This is a genomic window from Comamonas humi, assembly GCF_054782535.1.
Map to the genome: position 1 here is coordinate 182,240 of NZ_BAAGSH010000007.1, position 22,452 is coordinate 204,691.

21 protein-coding genes are annotated in these 22,452 nt (G+C 68.3%); 5 read left to right on the plus strand and 16 right to left on the minus strand.

The annotated features are described in order from the left end of the window. Window positions 1-500 precede the first annotated feature (500 nt). The 4 genes from ACYVKR_RS08035 (at window position 501) to queF (ending at window position 6,283) form a co-directional block, all read left to right on the plus strand. A complete protein-coding gene (locus ACYVKR_RS08035) occupies window positions 501-3,527 on the plus strand; it encodes an Rne/Rng family ribonuclease (RefSeq protein WP_460480285.1) in 3,027 nt (1,008 codons plus the stop codon). A 130-nt stretch (window positions 3,528-3,657) separates the two neighbouring features. Further along, window positions 3,658-4,446 (plus strand): YaaA family protein, encoded by a 789-nt coding sequence (gene yaaA, locus ACYVKR_RS08040; protein ID WP_460480286.1) that lies wholly within the window; start codon window positions 3,658-3,660, stop codon window positions 4,444-4,446. 43 nt (window positions 4,447-4,489) lie between these two features. Further along, window positions 4,490-5,371, plus strand: coding sequence for a prolyl 4-hydroxylase family protein (locus ACYVKR_RS08045; protein ID WP_460480287.1), 882 nt, complete (start codon window positions 4,490-4,492; stop codon window positions 5,369-5,371). Window positions 5,372-5,422: 51 nt separating this feature from the next. Next, a complete protein-coding gene (gene queF / locus ACYVKR_RS08050) occupies window positions 5,423-6,283 on the plus strand; it encodes an NADPH-dependent 7-cyano-7-deazaguanine reductase (RefSeq protein ID WP_460480288.1) in 861 nt (286 codons plus the stop codon). Between the two features lie 31 nt (window positions 6,284-6,314). Here queF and ACYVKR_RS08055 read toward each other — a convergent pair whose 3' ends face one another. Together ACYVKR_RS08055 and ACYVKR_RS08060 are read right to left on the minus strand one after the other, a co-directional pair. Continuing rightward, window positions 6,315-6,821, minus strand: a complete 507-nt coding sequence (locus tag ACYVKR_RS08055; RefSeq protein WP_460480289.1) for a nucleoside deaminase — start codon at window positions 6,819-6,821, stop codon at window positions 6,315-6,317. Between the two features lie 41 nt (window positions 6,822-6,862). Then, on the minus strand, window positions 6,863-8,197 hold the full coding sequence (locus ACYVKR_RS08060) for a nucleobase:cation symporter-2 family protein (RefSeq protein WP_460480290.1): 1,335 nt from the start codon (window positions 8,195-8,197) through the stop codon (window positions 6,863-6,865). A 115-nt stretch (window positions 8,198-8,312) separates the two neighbouring features. Between ACYVKR_RS08060 and ACYVKR_RS08065 the strand changes: the two genes are divergently transcribed. Further along, on the plus strand, window positions 8,313-9,227 hold the full coding sequence (locus ACYVKR_RS08065) for a LysR family transcriptional regulator (RefSeq protein ID WP_460480291.1): 915 nt from the start codon (window positions 8,313-8,315) through the stop codon (window positions 9,225-9,227). A gap of 7 nt (window positions 9,228-9,234) precedes the next feature. Here the strand turns inward: ACYVKR_RS08065 and ACYVKR_RS08070 are convergent, their stop codons facing one another. The 14 genes from ACYVKR_RS08070 to ACYVKR_RS08135 form a co-directional block, all read right to left on the minus strand. Continuing rightward, window positions 9,235-9,894: a LysE family translocator gene (locus ACYVKR_RS08070; protein WP_460480292.1), complete on the minus strand. Its 660-nt coding sequence runs from the start codon at window positions 9,892-9,894 to the stop codon at window positions 9,235-9,237. A gap of 31 nt (window positions 9,895-9,925) precedes the next feature. Further along, window positions 9,926-10,783: a DUF429 domain-containing protein gene (locus tag ACYVKR_RS08075; protein ID WP_460480293.1), complete on the minus strand. Its 858-nt coding sequence runs from the start codon at window positions 10,781-10,783 to the stop codon at window positions 9,926-9,928. Next, a complete protein-coding gene (locus ACYVKR_RS08080) occupies window positions 10,780-11,670 on the minus strand; it encodes an EamA family transporter (RefSeq protein WP_460480294.1) in 891 nt (296 codons plus the stop codon). The genes ACYVKR_RS08075 and ACYVKR_RS08080 overlap by 4 nt, the downstream gene beginning before the upstream one ends. Window positions 11,671-11,717: 47 nt before the next feature. Further along, window positions 11,718-12,449, minus strand: coding sequence for a GTP cyclohydrolase I (gene folE / locus ACYVKR_RS08085; protein ID WP_460480295.1), 732 nt, complete (start codon window positions 12,447-12,449; stop codon window positions 11,718-11,720). A 110-nt stretch (window positions 12,450-12,559) separates the two neighbouring features. Then, window positions 12,560-13,330: an endonuclease/exonuclease/phosphatase family protein gene (locus ACYVKR_RS08090; protein ID WP_460480296.1), complete on the minus strand. Its 771-nt coding sequence runs from the start codon at window positions 13,328-13,330 to the stop codon at window positions 12,560-12,562. After that, a complete protein-coding gene (gene nudB, locus ACYVKR_RS08095; RefSeq protein ID WP_460480297.1) occupies window positions 13,330-13,788 on the minus strand; it encodes a dihydroneopterin triphosphate diphosphatase in 459 nt (152 codons plus the stop codon). The genes ACYVKR_RS08090 and nudB overlap by 1 nt, the downstream gene beginning before the upstream one ends. Before the next feature lie 5 nt (window positions 13,789-13,793). Further along, entirely contained in the window at window positions 13,794-14,621 is an 828-nt protein-coding gene (locus ACYVKR_RS08100; RefSeq protein ID WP_460480674.1) for a CsgG/HfaB family protein, read from the minus strand. Between the two features lie 99 nt (window positions 14,622-14,720). Further along, window positions 14,721-16,520, minus strand: a complete 1,800-nt coding sequence (gene aspS, locus ACYVKR_RS08105; RefSeq protein ID WP_460480298.1) for an aspartate--tRNA ligase — start codon at window positions 16,518-16,520, stop codon at window positions 14,721-14,723. 48 nt (window positions 16,521-16,568) lie between these two features. After that, the gene (locus tag ACYVKR_RS08110; RefSeq protein WP_460480299.1) at window positions 16,569-17,186 is read right to left on the minus strand and encodes a DUF502 domain-containing protein; all 618 of its coding nucleotides are present in this window, start codon (window positions 17,184-17,186) and stop codon (window positions 16,569-16,571) included. A 30-nt stretch (window positions 17,187-17,216) separates the two neighbouring features. Beyond that, on the minus strand, window positions 17,217-17,516 hold the full coding sequence (locus ACYVKR_RS08115; RefSeq protein WP_460480300.1) for an FmdB family zinc ribbon protein: 300 nt from the start codon (window positions 17,514-17,516) through the stop codon (window positions 17,217-17,219). A gap of 47 nt (window positions 17,517-17,563) precedes the next feature. Beyond that, complete coding sequence (locus tag ACYVKR_RS08120; protein WP_460480301.1) at window positions 17,564-19,048, minus strand: high affinity choline transporter 1; 1,485 nt, start codon at window positions 19,046-19,048, stop codon at window positions 17,564-17,566. A 119-nt stretch (window positions 19,049-19,167) separates the two neighbouring features. Beyond that, entirely contained in the window at window positions 19,168-20,733 is a 1,566-nt protein-coding gene (gene ubiB / locus ACYVKR_RS08125) for a ubiquinone biosynthesis protein UbiB (RefSeq protein ID WP_460480302.1), read from the minus strand. Then, window positions 20,730-21,317 (minus strand): hypothetical protein, encoded by a 588-nt coding sequence (locus ACYVKR_RS08130; protein ID WP_460480303.1) that lies wholly within the window; start codon window positions 21,315-21,317, stop codon window positions 20,730-20,732. The genes ubiB and ACYVKR_RS08130 overlap by 4 nt, the downstream gene beginning before the upstream one ends. A 50-nt stretch (window positions 21,318-21,367) precedes the next feature. Continuing rightward, the gene (locus ACYVKR_RS08135; protein WP_460480304.1) at window positions 21,368-22,384 is read right to left on the minus strand and encodes a Tim44 domain-containing protein; all 1,017 of its coding nucleotides are present in this window, start codon (window positions 22,382-22,384) and stop codon (window positions 21,368-21,370) included. Between the last annotated feature and the right edge of the window lie 68 nt (window positions 22,385-22,452).

The window sequence follows — 22,452 nt, forward strand, 5'->3', positions numbered from 1 at the left end:
CTGTAGTGAGCCCGCGCAGGCAGGTCGATGCCCAAGTGCCCGCCGGTTTGCGGCTTGGCACAGCGGACAGACACTGAGAAACAATCGAATAAACAGCATTCCGACCGACAGTCCGCCCGCATGCGGGGCGCGCTGTCCGTCCCCCAACCGCGAACATGTTGATACTTTGGACATGGATGGTCAGTCTCTGGCGCACGATCAAGCGTGCGCCCGCTGTCGTCCTGGTCCGCGCCATGTTCCCGTCCCCAGAGCCTGACACCCGGCCGATAACAACCAAGCATTGGCTGGCCGGTGATCTCTGCGCTCTCTCCCGCGTGCCCAAGCCACCTTCGCTGACATGAGTATCCTCAGCACCACCATGGCACGCCCTGTTATTCCATTCGTTTCTCTGCGTCCGTCCCGGCATCTGTGGCTCCACTGAGGGCTGTATTTGTAAGGAATTGGAGGCAGACGCCCGCCAGAGGCTGAGCGTCTGCCCCGCATAAAAGAGGACCCGCATCATGAAACGGATGCTGATCAATGCTACCCAGGCCGAAGAGCGCCGCCTTGCCATCGTCGACGGCCAGAAGCTGCTGGACTACGAGATCGAGATCGAGGGCCGCGAACAGCGCAAGGGCAATATCTACAAGGCCGTGGTCACGCGCGTCGAGCCATCGCTCGAAGCCTGCTTCGTCGACTATGGCGAGGACCGCCACGGCTTCCTGCCGTTCAAGGAAATCTCCAAGCAGTACTTCGCCGAAGGCGTCTCGCCCAGCCAGGCGCGCATCAATGACGTGATCCGCGAAGGCCAGGAGATGATCGTCCAGGTCGAGAAGGAAGAGCGCGGCAACAAGGGCGCGGCGCTGACCACCTTCATCTCGCTGGCCGGCCGCTACGTGGTGCTGATGCCCAACAACCCGCGCGGCGGTGGCGTAAGCCGCCGCATCGAGGGCGAGGACCGCGCCGAGCTCAAGGAGGCGATGGACCAGCTCGAGTACCCCAAGGGCATGTCCATCATCGCGCGCACCGCCGGCATCGGCCGCACCGCGCCCGAGCTGCAGTGGGACCTGAACTACCTGCTCAAGCTGTGGAACGCCATCGATGGCGCCGCCAAGTCCAGCAACGGCGCCTTCCTGATCTACCAGGAATCGAGCCTGGTGATCCGCGCCATCCGCGACTACTTCAACAACGACATCGGCGACATCCTGATCGACACCGATGACATCTACGAGCAGGCGCAGCAGTTCATGGCGCACGTCATGCCCGAGCATGCCGCCCGCGTGAAGCGCTACCGCGACGACGCGCCGCTGTTCTCGCGCTTCCAGATCGAGCACCAGATCGAGTCGGCCTACTCGCGCACCGTGACCCTGCCGTCCGGCGGCGCCATCGTGATCGACCACACCGAGGCGCTGGTCTCCATCGACGTGAACTCGGCCCGCGCCATCAAGGGCGGCGACATCGAGGAAACCGCGACCCGCACCAACCTGGAAGCCGCCGACGAAGTGGCGCGCCAGATGCGCCTGCGCGACCTGGGCGGCCTGGTGGTGATCGACTTCATCGACATGGAGGAGAGCAAGAACCGCCGCGAGGTCGAGAACCGCCTGCGCGACGCGCTGCGCCAGGACCGTGCCCGCGTGCAGTTCGGCACCATCAGCAAGTTCGGCCTGATGGAGATGAGCCGCCAGCGCCTCAAGCCCGCCCTCTCCGAAGGCGCGCACATCAACTGCCCGCGCTGCGGCGGCTCCGGCCACATCCGCGACGCGGAAAGCTCCGCCCTGCAGACCCTGCGCATCATCCAGGAAGAGGCGATGAAGGACAACACCGCCGCCGTGCAATGCCAGGTGCCGGTGGAAGTGGCCTCGTTCCTGCTCAACGAAAAGCGCACCGAGATCCAGAAGCTGGAGATCAAGCAGCGCGTCTCGGTCACCATCATCCCCAACCGCTCGCTGGAGACGCCGCACTACAAGCTCGAGCGCCTGAAGCACGACGACGCCCGCCTCGACTCGCAGGAATCGAGCTACAAGCTCGCCGACGAGACCGAGGAGCCGCTCACCTTCACCCGCCGCTCGCAGGAGCCCACCAACAAGCAGACCCCGGTGATCAAGGGCGTGCTGCCCGACGCGCCCGCGCCCGTGGCCGAGCCGCGCCCGCCGCGCGCCGAAAAGGCCGCCCCCGCGCCTGCGCCCGCCGTGGCACCGGCCCCCGCACCCGCGCCGGTGCAGGAAACCGGCCTGCTCGCCTGGATCAAGCGCCTGCTGGGCCTGGCCCCCGCGCCGGCACCGGTGGCAGCCCCTGCCCCGGCCGTGCCCGAGGCAGCCAAGGAGCCGCGCCGCGAAGGCAACCGTGAAGGCCGTGGCGGCAACCGCCGCAGCGGTGGCCGCGATGGTAGCCGCGACGGCAACCGCCCGCCCCGCCCGGAACGTGGCGAGCGCACCGAGGCCGGCGAAGGCCGCGAACCGCGCGAAGGCCGTGACGGCCGCAATGGCCGCAGCGACAAGCGCGAAGACCGACGCGAGGGCCGCGACGGCGAAGGCCGTGACGGTGGCCGCGACAGCCGCCGCAACCGGGGCGACCGTCCCGAGCGCAGCCGCCGCGATGCCGACACGGTAGTGAATGACGCCTCCGCACAGGCGCCGATGGACGCCGCACCGGCAGCCGCAGACCGCCCCGAGCGTGCAGAGCGTGCCCCGCGCGACAACCGCCGCGAGCGCAACGGTGAGCGTGGCGAGCGCGGTGACCGTGCCGAGCGCGCCGACAACCGTGCCGACAGTCGCCCCGCCATGGACGAAGCCCAGGCCGCCAACCCGGCCGCCCTGGCCGATGCCGGCGCCGCCGCGATCGCCGCCCTGCCCTCGCTGGACCTGGGCGACGGCACCGCGGCTTCGGACGACGGCGCAGCCGCCAACGGCGAGCGCCGCGAGCGCCGCTCCCGCGACCGCTACGGCCGCGACCGCCGCAACCGTGGCGAGCGCGCCGACCGTCCGCGTGACGACCAGCGCGACGAGCTGACGGCCGACGCCGATGCCGACGTGCAGCCCGAGTCCGCCGCCAGCGAGGCCGCCGAGGCATCCGCGCCGCGCCGCAGCTACTTCGACAGCAATGCAGCAGCAGCACCGGCGCCCGCAGCACCGGTGGTGGCCGAGCCGGCACCGGCCGCCGAAGCCGCAGCACCTGCCGCAGCAGCACCGGTAGCCGCCCCCGTGGCAGCCCCGGTCGCCGCAGCGCCCGTGGCAGAGCCTGTCGCCGCCCCGGCGCCGGCCGCCGCGCCTGCAGCACCAGCCGTTGGCCTGCCCCGCATCGGCCACTACGTGCTGCCGCTGACCGACCTGGAAGGCATCGCCACCCAGGCCGGCCTGCAGTGGGTCAACTCCGACGCCGACAAGGTCGCCCGTGTGCAGGCCGCCATCGCCGCCGAGCCCGCACCCGTGCGCGTGCCCCGCGAGCGGCCCCCGCTGGTGGTCCTCGACGAAGGCCCGCTGGTGCTGGTGGAAACCCGCCGCGACCTGAACGCGCTGGTGCTGCCCTTCGAGCAGGAAAGCCGCGCCTGACCGGGCGCCTCCGGGGGCCTCGGCCCCCGGATTTCATCAAAAACAAGAGCTGCCAGCGCTTGATACATAAGGGCTAGAGGCCACTAGGCTTAAACAACAAGAGCAGCACGGATTCCGGAGTGTTCCGCCCATGCTGTTCCTGCTGTCCCCCGCCAAGTCGCTGGACTACGAAAGCCCGCTGCCGCCGGCGCTGGCCAAGAAACTCCCCGCCACCGAACCCCAGTTCGTGCCGCAGTCGGCCGAGCTGATCGAGGTGCTGCGCGCCAAGACGCCCGCGCAGATCGCCGGCCTGATGGACCTCAGCGACAAGCTGGCCGCGCTCAACACCGCACGCTACGCCGCCTGGGAGCCGCGCTTTCACGCCGGCAATGCACGCCAGGCCGTGCTGGCCTTCAATGGCGACGTCTACGATGGCCTGGAGGCCCGAAGCCTCACCCCCAAACAGCTCGAATGGGCCCAGCAGCATGTCGCCATCCTCAGCGGCCTGTACGGCGTGCTGCGCCCGCTCGACCTCATGCAGCCCTACCGCCTGGAGATGGGCACGCGCCTGGCCACCGGGCGCGGCCAGAGCCTGTACGACTTCTGGGGCAGCCGCATCGCCGACTACCTGAACCAGCAGCAGGCCGGCGAGGAGCGCCCCATCGTGGTCAACCTCGCGTCGCAGGAATACTTCCGCTCGGTGGACCGCCGCGTGCTGCGCGCCCGCGTGGTCGACTGCACGTTCGAGGACTGGAAGAACGGCCAGTACAAGATCATCAGCTTCTTCGCCAAGAAGGCGCGCGGCCTGATGGCGCGCCACGCCGTGCAGCACCGCGCCGGCACGCTGGCCGCGCTGAAGAAGTTCGACGCGGACGGCTATGCCTTCGCTGCCGACGTGTCCACTGCCGACCATTTGGTGTTCCGCCGCCGGGTGGCTTAACATCGACCGAACGCCACCTGCCCGAACCCAAGGAGAGTCCCGCATGTCCGCCGCCATCCAGCCCATCACGCCCGAACTGCGCACCTGGATCATCGAGCAGGCCAGCGCGGGAGTGGGTGCCGACGCCGTATTCAAGGCCATGTGCGACGCCGGCTGGAACCCCGACGTGGCCGAGGACGCCATGGAGCAGGTGCTGTCCGAGCACCTGTCCGCGCTGCACGACAGCCGCACGCAGGCGGCCGCCGCGGCGGCGCAGCCCGCACAGGGCGTGCCGCTGCCCGAGCCCGCTCTGCATGATTCGCCCGGCACCCTCGATGCCGGCGACCGCGAGGTCACCGTGCTGTTCGCCGTGAAGCACCCGCGCATCGTGGTCTTCGGCAACCTGCTGTCCGACGAGGAATGCGAGGCGCTGATCAACGATGCCGATCCCCGCATGAAGCGCTCGCTCACCGTCGAGAACAAGACCGGTGGCGAGGAAATCAATGCCGACCGCACCAGCGACGGCATGTTCTTCACGCGCGGCGAGACGCCGATCGTCGCCCGTATCGAGGCGCGTATCGCCCGGCTGCTGAACTGGCCGCTCGAGTACGGCGAGGGCCTGCAGGTGCTGCACTACCGGCCCGGCGCCGAGTACAAGCCGCACTACGACTATTTCGATCCCAGCCAGCCCGGCACGCCCACCATCCTCAAGCGCGGCGGCCAGCGCGTGGGCACCCTGGTCATGTACCTCAACAACCCCGAGGCCGGCGGCGGCACCGTGTTTCCCGACGTGCAGCTCGAGGTCGCGCCGCGCCGCGGCAACGCCGTGTTCTTCAGCTACGCCACGCCCGATCCCGCGAGCAAGTCGCTGCATGGCGGCACGCCCGTCATCCGCGGCGAGAAGTGGGTGGCCACCAAGTGGCTGCGCGAGGGCGAATTCAAGTAAAAACTGCCTCCAGCGCTTATGCAACAAGCGCTGGCAGCTATCATTTTCAATATGTCTACCACCCCTACCCCCGAGCAGTCGCCGCTCGGCCAGGCCTCGGCCTACATCGACCAGTACGACGCCACGCTGCTGTTTCCGCTGCCGCGTGCCACCAAGCGCGCCGAGCTGGGCCTGGCCGACGATGGCCAGCTGCCCTTCTTCGGCGCCGACCTGTGGACGGCCTACGAGCTGTCGTGGCTGAACCTGCGCGGCAAGCCGCAGGTGGCGCTGGCAAGCTTCACCATCCCGTGCGAGACGCCGAACATCATCGAGAGCAAGTCGTTCAAGCTCTACCTGAACAGCTTCAACAACACGCGCTTCGCCTCGGCCGCCGAGGTGCGCGCCAAGCTGCAGGCCGACATCGCCGAGGCCGTGTGGCGCGGCGCGCCGCATGCCGCCGGCGTGGGCGTGCAGTTGATCGACCCCGAGGCCTTCGACCGCCAGCCGCTGCACGAGTTGGACGGCCTGAGCCTGGATCGCCTGGACGTGGAGTGCGAGCACTACCAGCCCGCGCCGCAGCTGCTCACCGCGCTGTTCGACGAACCGCCCGTCACCGAGACCCTGACCAGCGGCCTGCTCAAGAGCAACTGCCTGGTCACCGGCCAGCCCGACTGGGGCAGCGTGCAGATCAGCTACAGCGGCCCCGAGATCAACCAGGCCGGGCTGCTGCAGTACATCGTGAGCTTCCGCAACCACAACGAGTTCCACGAGCAGTGCGTGGAGCGCATGTTCATGGACATCTGGACGCGCTGCACGCCCATCAAGCTCACGGTCTACGCCCGCTACACGCGGCGCGGCGGGCTGGACATCAACCCCATCCGCACCAGCCACCCGCAGCGCCTGCCGGCCAACGTGCGCACGGCGCGGCAGTAGGCTCCGGAACCGGCAGGCGCTGGCCGCCGGCTCAGTCCTTGACCCAGAAGCCGCGGTGCGGCGCCGCGGCCTCGTCCTCCAGCAGCGGGCCCACCACCTCCACGCGCCGCTGGCCGCGGGCAAAGACCTCGCGGCAGGGCAGCGAGAAGGTCGGGTTCTCGGGGTGGTCGCCGGTCAGACCCAGCAGCGCGTGCTCCGACAGCGCATAGACCACGCGGCCGATGCCCGTCCAGTACACCGCGCCCGCGCACATGCAGCAGGGCTCGGCGCTGGTGTAGAGCGTGCATCGGGCCAGTTCCTCGGGCGAGAGCCTGCGCGCGGCCAGCGCGGCGGCCGCCAGCTCGGCGTGCTGGGTGGGGTCACCCTCGGGTGGCATCGAGTTGTTGCCGGCCTGGGCCACGATCTCGCCGTGCTCATTGGCCACCAGGGCCGCGAACGGGTGGCGCCCGCGCTGCTTGGATTCTTCGGACAGCGCAATGGTCTCGCGCAGCAGCTCCAGGTCGCGGGGATGGGACAGAACGGTTTCGTTGGTTTGCATCTATTGGCTCCGGTAGGGATGGATGGGGAAATGCGGGCGGCTCAGTGTGCAGTGCTTGCCGTCTCCGGCTCTTGCGCCTGCGCGCCGCGGTTGAGAATCAGGTTGAGCAGCACGGCGGTGATGGCGCCCAGGAAGATGCCGCTTTCCAGCACCAGCTTCAGCGGCCCGCTGGCGTGGGCGAACAGCGCCGGGAAGGACATGGGCAGCACGCCCACGCTGACCGAGACGGCCACCACCAGCGCATTGCGCGTGCCTTCGAAGCGCACCCGCGACAGCTCCTGGATGCCGGCCACCGTGGTCATGCCGAACATCACGATGGCGCAGCCGCCCAGCACCGGGCGCGGCACCGAGGCGATCAGCGCGCCGAGCTTGGGAAACAGCCCCATCAGGACCATGATGGCGCCGGCACTGGCCACCACATAGCGGCTCTTGACGCCGGACAGCGCGATCAGCCCCGTGTTCTGCGTGAAGGCGTTGTACGGAAAGCTGTTGAACACGCCGCCGATCATGGTGGCGAGGCCGTCGGCGCGGAAGGCATTGCCCAGGGTCTGCTGGCTGGTGGGGCGGCCCACGATCTGACCGATGGCCAGGCAGTTGCCCGTGGTCTCGGCCATGATGACCATCATCGCCAATGCCATGATCAACGTGGGCGCCAGCCCGAATTGCGGCATGCCGAAGGCGAACGGCGGGCTCAGCTCGAACCAGGCCGCCTTGCCCACCTGGGCGAAGTCGGTGAGCCCGCAGGCCGCGGCGATGGCCGTGCCCGCCACCAGGCCCAGCAGCACGGCCAGGTTCCCCAGAAAGCCGCGAAACCGTGCATAGATGAACAGCGTGATGGCGATGGTGGCCAGGCCCAGCAGCAGGTTCGGTGCGCTGCCGAAGTTCGCGGCATCGGGGTTGCCGCCGCCCAGCCAGATGGCGGCGGCCGGCATCAGCGAGATGCCGATGATGGTGATCAGGCTGCCGATGACCACAGGCGGAAAGAAGCGCAGCAGCCGGCTGGTCACCGGGGCCAGCAGCACGGTGATGGCGCCGCCCGCGATCACGGCGCCGAACACATGGGCCAGGCCGTATTCCTTGCCGATCATGATCATGGGCGCCAGCGCGATGAAGGAGCAGGCCTGCACCAGCGGCAGGCGCGCGCCGAACTTCCAGAAACCCAGGGTCTGGATCAGCGTGGCCACGCCCGAGGTCAGCAGGTTGGCATTGATGAGCACCACCACCTGCTCGGGCGTCAGCCCCAGGGCGCCGCCGAGGATCAGCGGCACGGCGACGGCGCCCGCATAGAGCACCAGCACATGCTGCAGGCCGTAGCTGGCCATCTGCTGCAGCGGCAGGATCTGGTCGACCGGATGGACGGTGGGCGATGGCTTCATGGATCTCGTCTCCTTGCTGGCAATCCCTCTGAACGGGGAAGGTGCGGGCATGATTGATCGGAAATTCATCAAGAACAAGTTTGTATCCATCGCAAAATCCGATGGAAAATCAGCCATGCGCTATTCACTGGACCAGCTGGAAATCTTCTCGACCGTGGTGTCCGCGGGCTCGTTCTCGGCGGCGGCGCGCCAGTTGCGCCGGCCGCAATCGACGGTGAGCACCGCCATCGCCAACCTCGAGACGGACCTGGGCATGGAGCTGTTCGACCGCGGCACCAAGATACCCACGCTGACGGACGCCGGCCGGCGCCTGCTGCGCGAGGTGTCGGAGGTGCTGGACCGCTGCCTGGACCTGGAGCACCACGCCCACAGCCTGAACCAGGGCGTGGAGCCCGCGCTGACGCTGGCCATCGAAATCCCCTACGACGCGATCACGCAGCCGCTGGCCGCGTTTGCCCAAGCCTTTCCGTTTGTCGATGTGGAGATCCGCCACCCGCTGGACGGCGATGTGAGCGCGCTGGTGCGCCAGGGCCAGGCCCAGCTGGGCGTGGCCTTCTCGCAGCCCAACTACCCGCGCGAGCTGGGCTTTGTGCAGCTGGGCAAGCTGGTGATGTCGCACGTGGCAGCCAGCGGCCACCCGCTGGCGCGCATGGACTCGGTGAGCTTTGCCGAGCTGCACCGCCACCGGCGCCTGGCCTTCAGCGCGCACAGCGAGGGCCTGCCCAGCACCGAATACCTGCGCAGCCCGCGCTGCTGGCGCGCCGAGAGCTACCTGGCCTTGCTGGAGATGACGCGCGCAGGCCTCGGCTGGGCCACGCTGCCGCGCCGCCTGGTGCTGGGCGAGATCGAGCGCGGCGAGCTGGTGGAACTGCGGCTGGAAGCCTATCCGCACACCGACTGGCTGGTGGGCGTGGATCTGCTGTGGAACAAGTCGGCGCCGCTGGGCCAGGCGGCGCGCTGGCTGCGCGACGAGCTGGCGCGCAGCAAGATCAGCGAGCGCGACAGCGCCGGGCACCTGACCACGTTCTAGAACGTGGTCAGCGCTGTGCCGTCGCCAGCTTGACCGCCAGCCCCACGAAGACCACGGCCGTGACCTTGTTCAGCCACTGCTGGGCCCGGGGCGAGCGCAGCAGCAGTTGGCCAAAAGCCCCCGAGAACACCGCGATGGCGCCGAACACCAGGAAGGCCGCGACGATGAACACCGCACCGAAGGCGAAGATCTGCGGCGCCACCGGGCCCAGCGCCGGGTCGGCGAACTGCGGCAGAAAGGCCAGGAAGAAGATCAGCACCTTGGGGTTGGTGAGGTTCATCACCACGCCGCGGCCCACCATGCGCAACATCTGCGCGCTATCGATTTGATTGCTGTCAGCGCTTGCTGCATCTGGGCCAGAGGCATTTTTGGCATTAGAAACCGGCGCGCGCCAGGCGCCCCAGGCCAGGTAGACCAGGTAGGCCGCGCCGCACCACTTGAGTACCGAGAAGGCCATGGCCGAGGCCGCGAACACCGCCGCCAGCCCCAGCGCCACGGCCGCGGTATGCACCACGATGCCCAGGCACAGGCCCACGACCACCGCGATGCCCACGCGCCAGCCGCGCTGGATGGACTGCATCAGCACGAACAGGTTGTCCGGCCCGGGCGACAGGGCCAGCAGCACGGCAACGCCGAAGAAGGCAAACAGGGTCTGGAGGGCAGGCATGGGACTCTCGGTGTGCAAAGGAATGGCGCGATTATCCCGCGCCCGGCGGCCAGGGCGCGGAGACGATCCAGCCCTCCAGCGGGTCCATGCCGGCGGGCAGGCCGTAGAGCACATCGCCCGCCAATCGCCGGCGCAGCGCCCAGGCGGCCTGCAGCATGCACAGCACGGCGTCCAGGTGGTCGCCCGAGGCGTCGTCGACCAGCAGCGCCTGCTGCTCTGCACCGGCCTGCAGCGCCAGTTGCAGCGGGTGCGCGCCGTCGAGCACGGCTTGCACGATGCGCTGGCGCGCCCCGGCCCGCTCCGCGGTCTGGCGCGTGGCATCGTCGCTCTTGTAGCTGGCGCGGCCGACGATGGCGCGGGCCAACAGGCCGGGGTAAGCCTCCAGCGCCACCTTGGGGCTGTCCGTCACATTCAGGCCGGGCAGGTGCAGGCCCGCTCGCAGCAGCCGCGGCACCCCGGCATGCAGCATGAAGGCCACGGGCGGGTTCACCCACTTCATCGACGGGCTGGAGCCCGCCGGCCCATCGGTGGCGCGGTGGGCGAACTTGCCGCCCGCCGGGCGCCGCTGGCAGAACGCGGCGAAGGTGTCGCGGATCTCGGCGCGCGACAGGCCGGCGTAGTGCTGCATGCAGGCCTGCCAGTCCTGCGGCCAGCCGAGCTCCTGCATCAGCTCGCGCGGCAGGCCGAAGGGCAGGTCGAAGCCGCCGGTCCAGGCACCATCGGCCGCCAGCCAGCGGGCCCACTCGTCCAGGTCGGTGAAACGCTCGAAGCCATCGAGCCGCACCACGCCGCCCTGCAACTGCCCCAGCGCCACCACCACCGGTTTGCGGCGCGACGGGCTGCTGCTGAAATCGCAGCCCAGGACCTGCGCCGACAGCGCGTCCGTCACCCCAGCCCCAGCGCCACCACGCCGGCGGCGATCAGCACCGCGCCGACGATGCGCAGGCCCCGGTCGTCCTCGCCCAGCAGGCGGCCGCCGATCAGCGCCGCGAACAGCATCGACACCTCGCGCGCCGGCGCCACGTGCGAGATGGGTGCCGTCTGCACCGCATACAGCACCAGCACATAGGCCACGGGGCTGAAGATGGCCACCAGCAGCGCAAAGCGCCATTGCTCGCGCCACAGCCGCCGGGCGGCAGGCAGGTCCAACAGGCCCACCGGCGCCAGCACCACGCAGCGCAGCAGGTTGCCCACGTAGTCGAGCAGGATGGGCGACAGCAGCACCACCTTGACGGCATAGCCGTCGACCACGGTGTAGGCCGCGATGAACAGCCCGGTGAGCACGCCGTAGTACAGCCCCGCGAGCACGCGCTGCCGGGCCTGCTGCGACACCGGGTGCGTCGCGGCGCGCAGCATGCGCGGGCCGCCCGCGATCAGGAACACTCCGACCACCACGCCCGCGATGCCGGCGGCGCCCAGCGCCGACAGGTGCTCGCCCAGCAGCAGCACCGCCACCAGCGACGAGAGCAGCGGCCCGGTGCCACGCGCCAGCGGGTAGACCACGGTGAGGTCGGCCACGCGGTAGCCGCGCAGCAGCACCACGAAATACAGCACGTGCAGCACCGCGCTGGCCGCCACCAGCGCCCATTCGGTGGCGCCCCACAGCGGCACGGCATCGCGCCCCAGCCACCAGCCCAGCGGCGCCCAGACCACGGCCATGCACAGCGAGGTGAACAGCGAGAAGCGCGCGTCGCCACCCGCCTTCTTGGCCACGATGTTCCAGCCGGCATGGATCACGCCCGCCAGCAGGACCAGGGCAAATGCTTGGAAAGACACGTCAAAAAAATCGGCCCCGCAGGGCCTGGTATTTGGGTTGCTGCGCCTCAGCCCGCCTGGCGGCTGGGGATGAGCGACAGGAATTCGCGGCGCAGGTTCGGGTCGGTCAGGAAGGCGCCGCGCATCACCGAGTTGAGCATCTTCGAGTCCATCTCGCGCACGCCGCGCCAGGACATGCAGAAGTGCGAGGCCTCGAGCACCACGGCCAGGCCGTCGGGCGAGGTCTTGGTCATGATCAGGTCGGCCAGCTGCACGATGGCCTCTTCCTGGATCTGCGGGCGGCCCAGCACCCAGTCCACCAGGCGGGCGTACTTGGACAGGCCGATGACGTTGGTGTTCTTGTTGGGCAGCACGCCGATCCAGACCTTGCCGATCACCGGGCACAGGTGGTGGCTGCAGGCGCTGCGCACCGTGATGGGGCCGACGATCATCAGCTCGTTCAGGTGCTCGGCGTTGGGGAAGGCCGTCACCGCCGGCTGCGGCACGTAGCGGCCCTTGAACACCTCGTTCACATACATCTTGGCCACGCGCCGCGCGGTGCTGTGCGTGTTGTGGTCGCCCTTGGTGTCGATGACCATGCTGTCGAGCACGCCCTGCATCTGGTGCGCCACCTCGTCCACCAGTTGCTCCAGTTCGCCGGGATGGATGAACTCGGCGATGTTGTCGTTCGCATGGAAGCGCTTTTGCGCAGCCACGATCCGCTCGCGGATCTTGACGGAGACAGGCACGCCCTCACTGGAAGCGGGAGCCTGGTTCGGATCGGTAAGCTCTGTAAACATAGCGGCATGGTACCAGCGAATGCCGGCCCCTCGGTTATTGGTGTTTTTGGGCTGTAGCGCAATCATGACAAGCGCTATAAGCTATATATTTTATAGCAATCAAGCTGCACTCAGTCGCGCAGGCGAAACTCGGCGATCAGCGGCAGGTGGTCCGACATGCGGCTCCAGATGCGGCCGCGCGGCACCATCCAGCCGCAGGGCGTGAGGCCGCGGGCGTAGACGTGGTCGAGCTGCACCACCGGCAGGCGCGACGGGTAGGTCATCACGGGCCGCTCGTTGTGCTCGAACAGGCCGAAGCCCGCCAGCATGCGCTTGACCTGCAGGCCCCAGTCGTTGAAGTCGCCCGCCACCACCAGCGGCGCGTCGGGCGGCACATGGCGCTTGATGTAGCCGTGGATCTGCGCCACCTGGCGCAGCCGGCTGCCATGCACCAGGCCCAGGTGCACCACGATGGTGTGCACGCGGTGCCCGGCCACATCCAGCTCGGCGTGCAGCAGGCCGCGCTGCTCGAAGCGGTGGTCCGAGATGTCCATGTGCGCGGTCGCCAGGATGGGCCAGCGCGACAGCAGCGCATTGCCGTGCTCGCCCCAGCGGGTGCGGGCATTCGTGTGGTAGACCGCCTCGTAGCCCAGCGGCGCCAGGAAATCGGCCTGCGGCTGCACGGGCCAGTTGCGGAAGTACGCCGCCTCGCGGTGGTTTATCTTGCGCACTTCCTGCAGGCAGACGATGTCGGCATCCATCTGCTCCACCGCCAGCCCCAGGTTGTGGATCTCCAGCCGCCGCGTGGGCCCCAGCCCCTGCACGCCCTTGTGGATGTTGTAGGTGGCCACGCGCAGCACCGGGTGGTCGTGCGCGTGGTCGGGGTGGTGTTCGTCTTGCATCATGGCGCCAGGAATCGCGGCAACCATAGTATGGCTTCCGCGTTCGCAATGGAATAGCAGCGGTCCGCGGCCTCGCGCCAGTCATGCCAGGCATGGGCCGTGTGCTCGCGCGGGCTCAGGCGCACCGGCGTGCCCTCGGGCACCTGCAGGCTGAACACGTGCTCGGTGTTGAGCCGCACGCCCGGCGCATAGCGGTGCAGCCACTGCGGGTAGATCGGGTAGACGTTCTCGAGGTTCCAGTCGCGCAGCACGCAGCCGGCGCCCAGCGCGTCGATGCCGGTCTCTTCATGCACCTCGCGCACCGCGGTCTGCGCCCAGCCCTCCTCCAGCGCGTCCTTGCTGCCGGTGACCGGCTGCCAGTATTCGTCGGCATCGGCGCGGCGGATCAGCAGCACCTGCAGTGCAGGCGTGTGGATGATGACCAGCACCGATTCGGGGATCTTCCACGGACGCTGCACCGCACTCACCCCTTGCGCGCCGCAGGCTTGTTGGCGGGCACGGCCGGCGGCAGCGGCTTGGCCTGCAGCAGGCGCACCTGCCGCACCATCTGGTTGTGCGCGTCGAGGAAGGCGGCGGCGATCACCTTGCCCTCGTTGGTGTTGCTCCAGCCGGCGCCCGCGCCGCCGCCCAGGCGCCCCAGCAGCACGCCGCCCACGCCCAGGTCGGTGGCGCGCGCCGAGCCGGTGGCCGCGGCCAATTGCTCGGTGGTCTCGTTGTCGGTGAGGAACAGCGCGGTCTGCGCCTCCTTGAGCTTGACCTGCTCGGCCACGCCGGCCAGGCCCACGATGTCGCGCAGCACCGGGACCATCGCGATGATGCCGGCCAGCCCGCGCCCCGCGTCCTGCTCGCTGAAGGTCAGATTGGGCACCATGGTGTACTGCGCCTCGTAGCCCTTGGACCTGGCCACCGTGCCGTTCGGCCGCAGCACGCCGGCGTCCTTGAGCTCGCCCTCGCGGATCGTGCCCTGCAGGCCGCCGGCGCGGTCCACCACGCGAAAGCAGCCGCTTTGCTGCATCAGCAGGCGCACCAGCGGTACCGGCGTGGGCGGCAGGTTGACCACCGACGGCATCACGTAGCCGTGCGGGTTCTCCAGCAGCGCCACGGTGGCGATGGGGGCATCGCAGTGTTCGAGCGAGGCATGGGCGCTCTGCGCGCCGGCCGGCCCGGCCGAGCCGGAGATCTCCGAGCCGCCCTGGCCGAGTTCGGTCTTCTTCTCGCCGCAGCCGGCCAGCGCCAGCACGGCGGCCAGCACACCTGCCCAGGGGAGCTTGTTCTGGTGGAGGTCAAACATCATGGAACACCCATTCTGGAATATTCAGATGGCCCCGCGATGAAAAAAACGCCAAAGCCCCGAAAGACCTTGGCGTTTTTTGCCGGGTGCCCTGGCAGTTTACTGCGCGGCGGGCTGCACGTTGCGCAGCTTGATGTGCAGCTCGCGCAGCTGCTTTTCGTCCACCGGCGAAGGCGCCTGGGTCAGCAGGTCTTGCGCACGCTGGGTCTTGGGGAAGGCGATCACGTCGCGGATGGACTCGGAGCCGGTCATCAGCGTGATCAGGCGGTCCAGGCCGAAGGCCAGGCCGCCGTGCGGGGGTGCGCCGTACTGCAGCGCGTCCAGCAGGTAGCCGAACTTGGCGCGAGCGTCTTCGGCCGAGATCTTCAGCGCCGAGAACACCTTGCTCTGCACGTCTGCACGGTGGATACGCACCGAGCCGCCGCCCAGCTCCCAGCCGTTCAGCACCATGTCGTAGGCCTTGGCGATGCACTTGCCGGGATCGGTGTCCATCAGGTCTTCATGGCCGTCCTTGGGCGAAGTGAAGGGGTGGTGCACGGCCGCCCAGCGGTCGTTTTCCTCGTCGTGCTCGAACATCGGGAAGTCCACCACCCACAGCGGCGCCCAGCGGTCCTCGAACAGGCCATGGGCCTTGCCGAATTCGCTGTGGCCCACCTTCAGGCGCAGCGCGCCGATGGAGTCGTTGACGATCTTTTCCTTGTCGGCGCCGAAGAACAGCAGGTCGCCGTCCTGGGCGCCGGTGCGCTTGAGGATCTCGGCGATGGCCGCGTCGTGCAGGTTCTTCACGATGGGCGACTGCAGGCCGTCACGGCCCTTGGCGACTTCGTTGACCTTGATCCAGGCCAGGCCCTTGGCGCCGTAGATCTTGACGAACTCGGTGTAGCCGTCGATCTCGCCGCGCGAGATCTGGGCGCCGCCGGGCACGCGCAGGGCCACCACGCGGCCGCCCTTGGTCGTCGCGGGGGTCGAGAAGACCTTGAAGTCCACGTCGGCCATGACTTCGGTCAGCTCGGTGAACTCGAGCTTGACGCGCAGGTCGGGCTTGTCCGAGCCGAAGCGGAAGGCCGCGTCCTGGTAGGTCATGATGGGGAACTCGCCCAGGTCCACGCCCAATTGGGTCTGGAACACCTCGGAGATCATGCGCTGGAAGATGGCGCGGATCTCTTCCTCGTTCAGGAACGAGGTTTCGCAGTCGATCTGCGTGAACTCGGGCTGGCGGTCGGCGCGCAGGTCCTCGTCGCGGAAGCACTTGGTGATCTGGTAGTAGCGGTCGTAGCCGGCCACCATCAGCATCTGCTTGTACAGCTGGGGCGACTGAGGCAGCGCGAAGAACTGGCCGTCGTGCACGCGGCTGGGCACGAGGTAGTCGCGCGCGCCTTCGGGCGTGCTCTTGCCCAGCATGGGCGTCTCGATGTCGATGAAGCCTTCCTTGTCGAGGAAGTTGCGCACCTGGATCGCGGTCTTGTAACGCAGCATCATGTTGCGCTGCATGGCGGGGCGGCGCAGGTCCATCACGCGGTGCGTGAGGCGCACGGTCTCGGACAGGTTCTCGTCGTCCATCTGGAACGGCGGCGTGACCGAGGCGTTGAGCACGGTCAGCTCATGGCACAGCACTTCGATCTGGCCGCTCTTGAGCTTGTCGTTGGTCGTGCCCGCGGGGCGCGCGCGCACCAGGCCCTTGATCTGTACGCAGAACTCGTTGCGGATGCCTTCGGCGGTCTTGAACATCTCAGCACGGTCGGGATCGCACACCACCTGCACATAGCCTTCGCGGTCGCGCAGGTCGATGAAGATCACACCGCCGTGGTCGCGGCGGCGGTTCACCCAGCCGCACAGCGTCACGGTTTCGCCCATCTGGGCCTCGGTCACCAGACCGCAGTATTGGGAACGCATTGCCATTTTGTTTCTACGCCTTCTAGTACGGCGCCTCGTGGGCGCCCGATTCATTTATTTGGAACCTGCGGGGCGCGGCTCAGGGGCCACGACTCCCATCGATACGATGTACTTGAGCGCTTCGTCCACGCTCATGCTCAATTCCACGCAGTCGCGCTTGGGTACCGTCACCAGGTAGCCGCCCGTGGGGTTGGGCGTGGTGGGCACGAAAACGCTGACGAACTCCTCGTCCAGATGCTGCGCCACCTCGGCGGCGGGTGTGCCGGTCACGAAGGCGATGGTCCGCATGCCGGGGTGCGGCCACTGCACCAGCACCGCCGTGCGAAAGGCGTTGCCGCTGTCCGAGAACACCGTGTCCGACACCTGCTTGACGCTCGAATAGATCGAGCGCACCACCGGAATCCGGCTGACCAGCGCATCGCCCCACGAGACGAGCTTGCGGCCGACGAAGTTGCTGGCGATGCCGCCCACGGCGAGCAGGATGCCCAGCGTCAGCAGCACGCCGAAGCCGGGGATGTGCAGGCCCAGCAGCGCATCGGGCTGCCAGCGGTCGGGCAGGATGTTCAGCGTCTGGTCCAGCGTGCCGACGATCCAGCTCAGCACCCAGACGGTGATCACGCCGGGCACGATCACCAGCATGCCGGTCAGCAGCCATTTGCGCAGCGTAGCCATCGGTATTCCCTGCCCTTTCCGTGCGCCGCGTCAGGCCGAGGCGGCGGGAGCCGCAGCGGGTGCAGGCGCGGGCGCCGGGGCCGCGGCATCGGCGCCCGCAGCGCCGGCTGCCGGTGCGGCTGTGGGCGCAGCAGCGGGGGCCTTGGCCTTGCCGCTGAAGTCCGTGGCGTACCAGCCCGTGCCTTTCAGTTGAAAGCCGGGCGCCGTCAGTTGCTTGGAGAAATGCGCTTCACCACACGAGGGACACTGCGTGATCGGCGCATCCGACACCTTCTGCAGGACGTCCTTGGCAAAGCCGCAGGCACCGCACTTGTATGCGTAAATGGGCATGTCGCTACATCAAAATCGAGGAAAACCCTTGATTATAGACGGTAGCGTCACTGCACCGGTGCGGCCCCTGCGCCGCCGCGGGGCTCCTCGGGCTCGAACGGCTCGACGGGCGTGTGCTGGTTGCGCACCCACTGCGGCAGCAGCGAGCCGGCCACCATGCCGGCCATCGCGGCGAGCACGCCCGCCAGCTGCGCCGGGAACTGCGCGCCCCAGGCCATGTTGAGGCCGGACAGCCACACGCCTATGCCCAGCAGCACCGCGGCCAGCGCGCCCTGCGTGGTCGCGCGCTTCCAGTACAGGCCGAAGGCCAGCGGCACGAAGGCGCCGACCAGCGGCACCTGGTAGGCGCCCGACACCAGCTCGTAGATCGGCGTGCCCTGCATCCGGATCGAGTAGGCCAGCACGCAGCTGGCGAACACCAGCACGCTGATGCGCATGGTCAGCAGGTTCTCGCGGTCGCTGATGTGCGGGCGGAACTGGCGCCAGATGTTCTCGGTGAAGGTGACGCTGGGCGCCAGCAGCGTGGCCGACGCGCAGGACTTGATGGCCGACAGTAGCGCGCCGAAGAACAGCACCTGCATCAGCAGCGGCATGCGCTCCATCACCAGCGTGGGCAGCACCTTCTGCGGATCGTCCTTGAGCAGCGAGGCCGTCTGCTCGGGCATGATGAGCAGCGCGCTGGCGACCAGGAACATGGGCACGAAGGCGAACAGGATGTAGGCGCTGCCGCCGATCACCGTGCCGCGCACGGCGGATTTCTCGGTATTGGCCGACATCACGCGCTGGAACACGTCCTGCTGCGGGATGGAGCCGAGCATCATGGTGATGGCCGCGCCGAAGAAGAACACCATCTGGTGCCAGGTCGGCTCGGGCCAGAACTTGAACAGGTCGCGGCTCACCGCCAGGTCGATCACACGCGCGGCGCCGCCGGCCATGTCGCTGGCAAAGAAGGCCAGCACCAGCAGGCCGACGACGAGGATGATCATCTGGATGAAGTCCGTCACCGCCACCGACCACATGCCGCCGAACAGCGTGTAGGCCAGGATGGAGACCACGCCGATGAACATGCCCATCGAGATGCCGATCGCGCCGCCCGACAGCAGGTTGAACACCAGGCCCAGCGCCGTGACCTGGGCCGACACCCAGCCCAGGTAGCTGAGCATGATGATGAGCGAGCAGATGATCTCGATGCTGCGGCCGTAGCGCGTGCGGTAGTAGTCGCTGATGGTGAGCAGCGTCATGCGGTAGAGCTTGGCCGCGAAGAACAGGCCCACCAGGATCAGGCACATGCCGGCGCCAAACGGGTCCTCGACCACCGCGTGCAGGCCGCCGCCGATGAACTTGGCCGGCACGCCGAGCACGATCTCGGAGCCGAACCAGGTCGCGAAGGTGGTGGTGATGATCATGTACATCGGCAGGTGCCGGCCGGCAATGGCGAAGTCGGCCGTGTTCTTCACGCGCCGCGCGGCCCACAGGCCGATAGCGATGGTGGCGAACAGGTAGGCGATCACCCACGTCATCAAGTGGTTCATGGTCTATATCAAATTCAGGAGCTGCTGGCGCTTGTCCATCAATGATTTCAAATGGATTTCACATTGAAGTCTTTGATCAACGAGCGCTAGAAGCTATCATTTTTGAGTTCCATCGTGGCTCAGAACAGCCGCAGCCGGATCACCAGCTGCACCACGACCAGCCCCAGCACGAAGCCAACGCCGCCGCACACGATCATGCGCAGCAGGCGGTTGGTGCGCTTTTGCTGCTCCAGCAGTTCGCGGATCAGCACCTCGTGCGACTCGCCCTGCCGCTCGAGGTAGCGGTGCAGCAGGCGGGGCATGTCGGGCAGCAGCTTGGCGTAGCGCGGCGCCTGCGCGCGCAGCTCGCGCCACAGCCGCTGCGGGCCCATCTGGTCCAGCATCCATTTCTCGAGGAAGGGCTTGGCCGTGCTCCACAGGTCGAGGTTGGGGTCGAGCTGGCGGCCCAGGCCCTCGATGTTGAGCAGGGTCTTCTGCAGCAGCACCAGCTGCGGCTGGATCTCGACCTGGAAGCGCCGCGAGGTCTGGAACAGCCGCATCAGCACCATGCCCAGCGAGATCTCCTTGAGCGGCCGGTCGAAGTACGGCTCGCACACGGCGCGGATGGCGGATTCCAGCTCGTCCACGCGGGTGGTCGGCGGCACCCAGCCGCTCTCGATGTGCAGCTCGGCCACGCGCTTGTAGTCGCGCCTGAAGAACGCGGTGAAGTTCTGCGCCAGGTATTCCTTGTCGTACTCGGTGAGCGTGCCGACGATGCCAAAGTCCAGCGAGATGTAGCGCCCGAAGGACTGCGACGCCAGGCTCACCATGATGTTGCCCGGGTGCATGTCGGCGTGGAAGAAGCCGTCGCGGAACACCTGGGTGAAGAAGATGGTCACGCCGTCGCGCGCCAGCTTGGGGATGTCCACGCCCGCCTCGCGCAGCGTCTCGACCTGGTTGATCGGCACGCCCTGCATGCGCTCCATCACCATCACGTCCTGGTGGCAGAAGTCCCAGAACACCTCGGGGATCAGCACCAGGTCCAGCCCCTCCATGTTGCGGCGCAGCTGCGCGGCGTTCGAGGCCTCGCGCATCAGGTCCAGCTCGTCGTGCAGGTAGTTGTCGAACTCGGCGACCACCTGGCGGGGCTTGAGGCGCTTGCCGTCGGCCGACAGGCGCTCGACCCAGGCGGCCATCGTGCGCATCAGCTCCAGGTCGCTGTCGATCACCGGCAGCATGCCGGGGCGCAGCACCTTGACCGCCACCTCGCGCAGCTCGCCCTCGCGGGTGCGGATGGTGGCGAAGTGCACCTGCGCGATCGACGCGCTGGCCACCGGCTGCTCGTCGAACTGCACGAAGACCTCGCCGATCGGCTTGCGGAAGGCCCGCTCGATGGTGGCGATGGCGATGCGCGAATCGAAGGGCGGCACGCGGTCCTGCAGCAGCGCCAGCTCTTCGGCGATGTCGGGCGGCATCAGGTCGCGCCGCGTGGACAGCACCTGGCCGAACTTCACGAAGATGGGCCCGAGCCGCTCCAGCGCCTCGCGCAGGCGCACGCCGCGCGGCTCGTGCCAGCTGCGGCCGAGCCGCGCGACAGAGCTCAGGCGCTTGAGCCAGGGGTGGCTGAAGCTGGACAGCACCATGTCGTCCAGCCCGTACCGAAACACCACCCACAGGATGGTGAAGCCACGAAAGAAGCGCTTCATGAATCGGACGAGGGAGCTGCGGGTGCCTCGGGCCGGCCGGGCTGGCGGCGCGAAGCCACGGTGCGCATGCCGGCCGCGACGAACTGGCGCAGCGCCTGCGCCACGCGCTCGCCGGCCGAGGCGATCCAGTGCGCCGGCGTATCGCCGATCACGCGCGCCAGGTCTTCCTCGACGTCCCAGCGCACATGGTCGACCAGCCACTGGATCTCGGCGGCGAACTGCACGTCGCCATCGATGCGGATGGCCGGGCGCTCGCCCTGCAGCACGCTGCCGGCCAGCGCCAGCGGCGACTCGTCAGCCACATGCACGCGCAGGTCGGGCGTGGCCGAGGCAGGGGCCAGGTCGAGCAGCCCCGCGGGCGTGATCTGCAGCGCCAGGCTGATGGCGCGCCACTGCACATGCACCACGCGCCCGCTCTGGCGCGCCAGGCGGTCCATGGCCTCGGCCTCCTGCATCAGCACATGGTTGAGGAACAGCACCACGCGGTGTTGCAGCTCATGCGCCAGCCACTCGGGCGGCCGCGCCGACGCGAGCACACGCTGGACCAGATCGCCAGCCAAAGAAAAAGGGGACTGTGTTGCCATAGTCCCCCATTTTATCTGTGCCGCACTAGCGGCCTAACGGCAAAAACCGTTCATTGCAGCGCCTGCAGGCCTGCCACCAGCCAGCCGCTGGTGCCGTCCTTGGGCTTGGTCATGTTCCAGACTTCGCGGAAGGGGCTGGGGCCGGTGTGGCTTTCCTCGCGGATCATGCCCGAGAACTCCACGCTGGCCATGTAGGCATGGCCCATGTCCTCGATGCCGAGCAGTTGCGCATCGAGCATCACCACGTCGGTCTGGTTCGGCTGTCCGGCCTGCTGCGGGGCGCCACGGTGCTGCTCGCGGTCGTCGAGCTGGCTGCGCACTTCGCTCAGCATCTCGTCGGTCATCATCGAGCGCAGCGTGGTGACGTCGTTGCGGTCCCAGGCAGCCTGCAGCGTGATGAAGTTGCGCTTGGCGGCTTCCAGGAAGCCCTGCGTGTCGAAGCCTTCCGGCACACCCCAGTTCTGCGAGCCGGCCAGGCCCGAGCCGATCATGCTGCCGCCGGCGCTGCCCACCGCGGCGCCCTGCTCCCAGGGGCGCGCCGAGGCGTCGTTGCCGATCTTCTCGGGGTTGTACTGGCGTGCCACCGGTGCGTTCTGCGGCGCGTTGTCGGCGGCGCTTGGAGATGCGCCCGCCCCTTGGTAGGCAAACGGCGACTGGCTCGCCGCCGCGCCACCTGCCTTGCGGCGCATGATCATGCCGATGATGGCGAACGCGGCCAGCGCCAGCAGTGCGATCAGCAGGATGTTGCCGAACGCTGCGCCCAGGCCCAGCGAGTTGGCCAGCCAGGCCAGGCCCAGGCCAGCGGCCAGGCCGCCCAGCATGGCGCCCCAGGGCTTCTTGGGTGCGGCGGCCGGCGTCTGTGCCGGCGGCGTGGCCGGACGGCTCTGTGCGCTCTGCGCGGGCGCGGCGGTGCTGCCGGGCGCCTGTGCCGGCGCGGCTTCGCGCTGCGTCACGTTGCTGGACTGGCGGCCCATGGATTTGCCACCCCCCATGCGTTTGGCGTCCGCATCCAGGTGCACGACTGCCAGCAGCAGCACCAGCACCATCGACCAGATCTTCGTTTTCATCGTTCCGTTTCTCCTGTTTGCGAAGGCCGGGCTCGCGCCGCCTTCCTGTATGCCCCATGCTTCGCCAT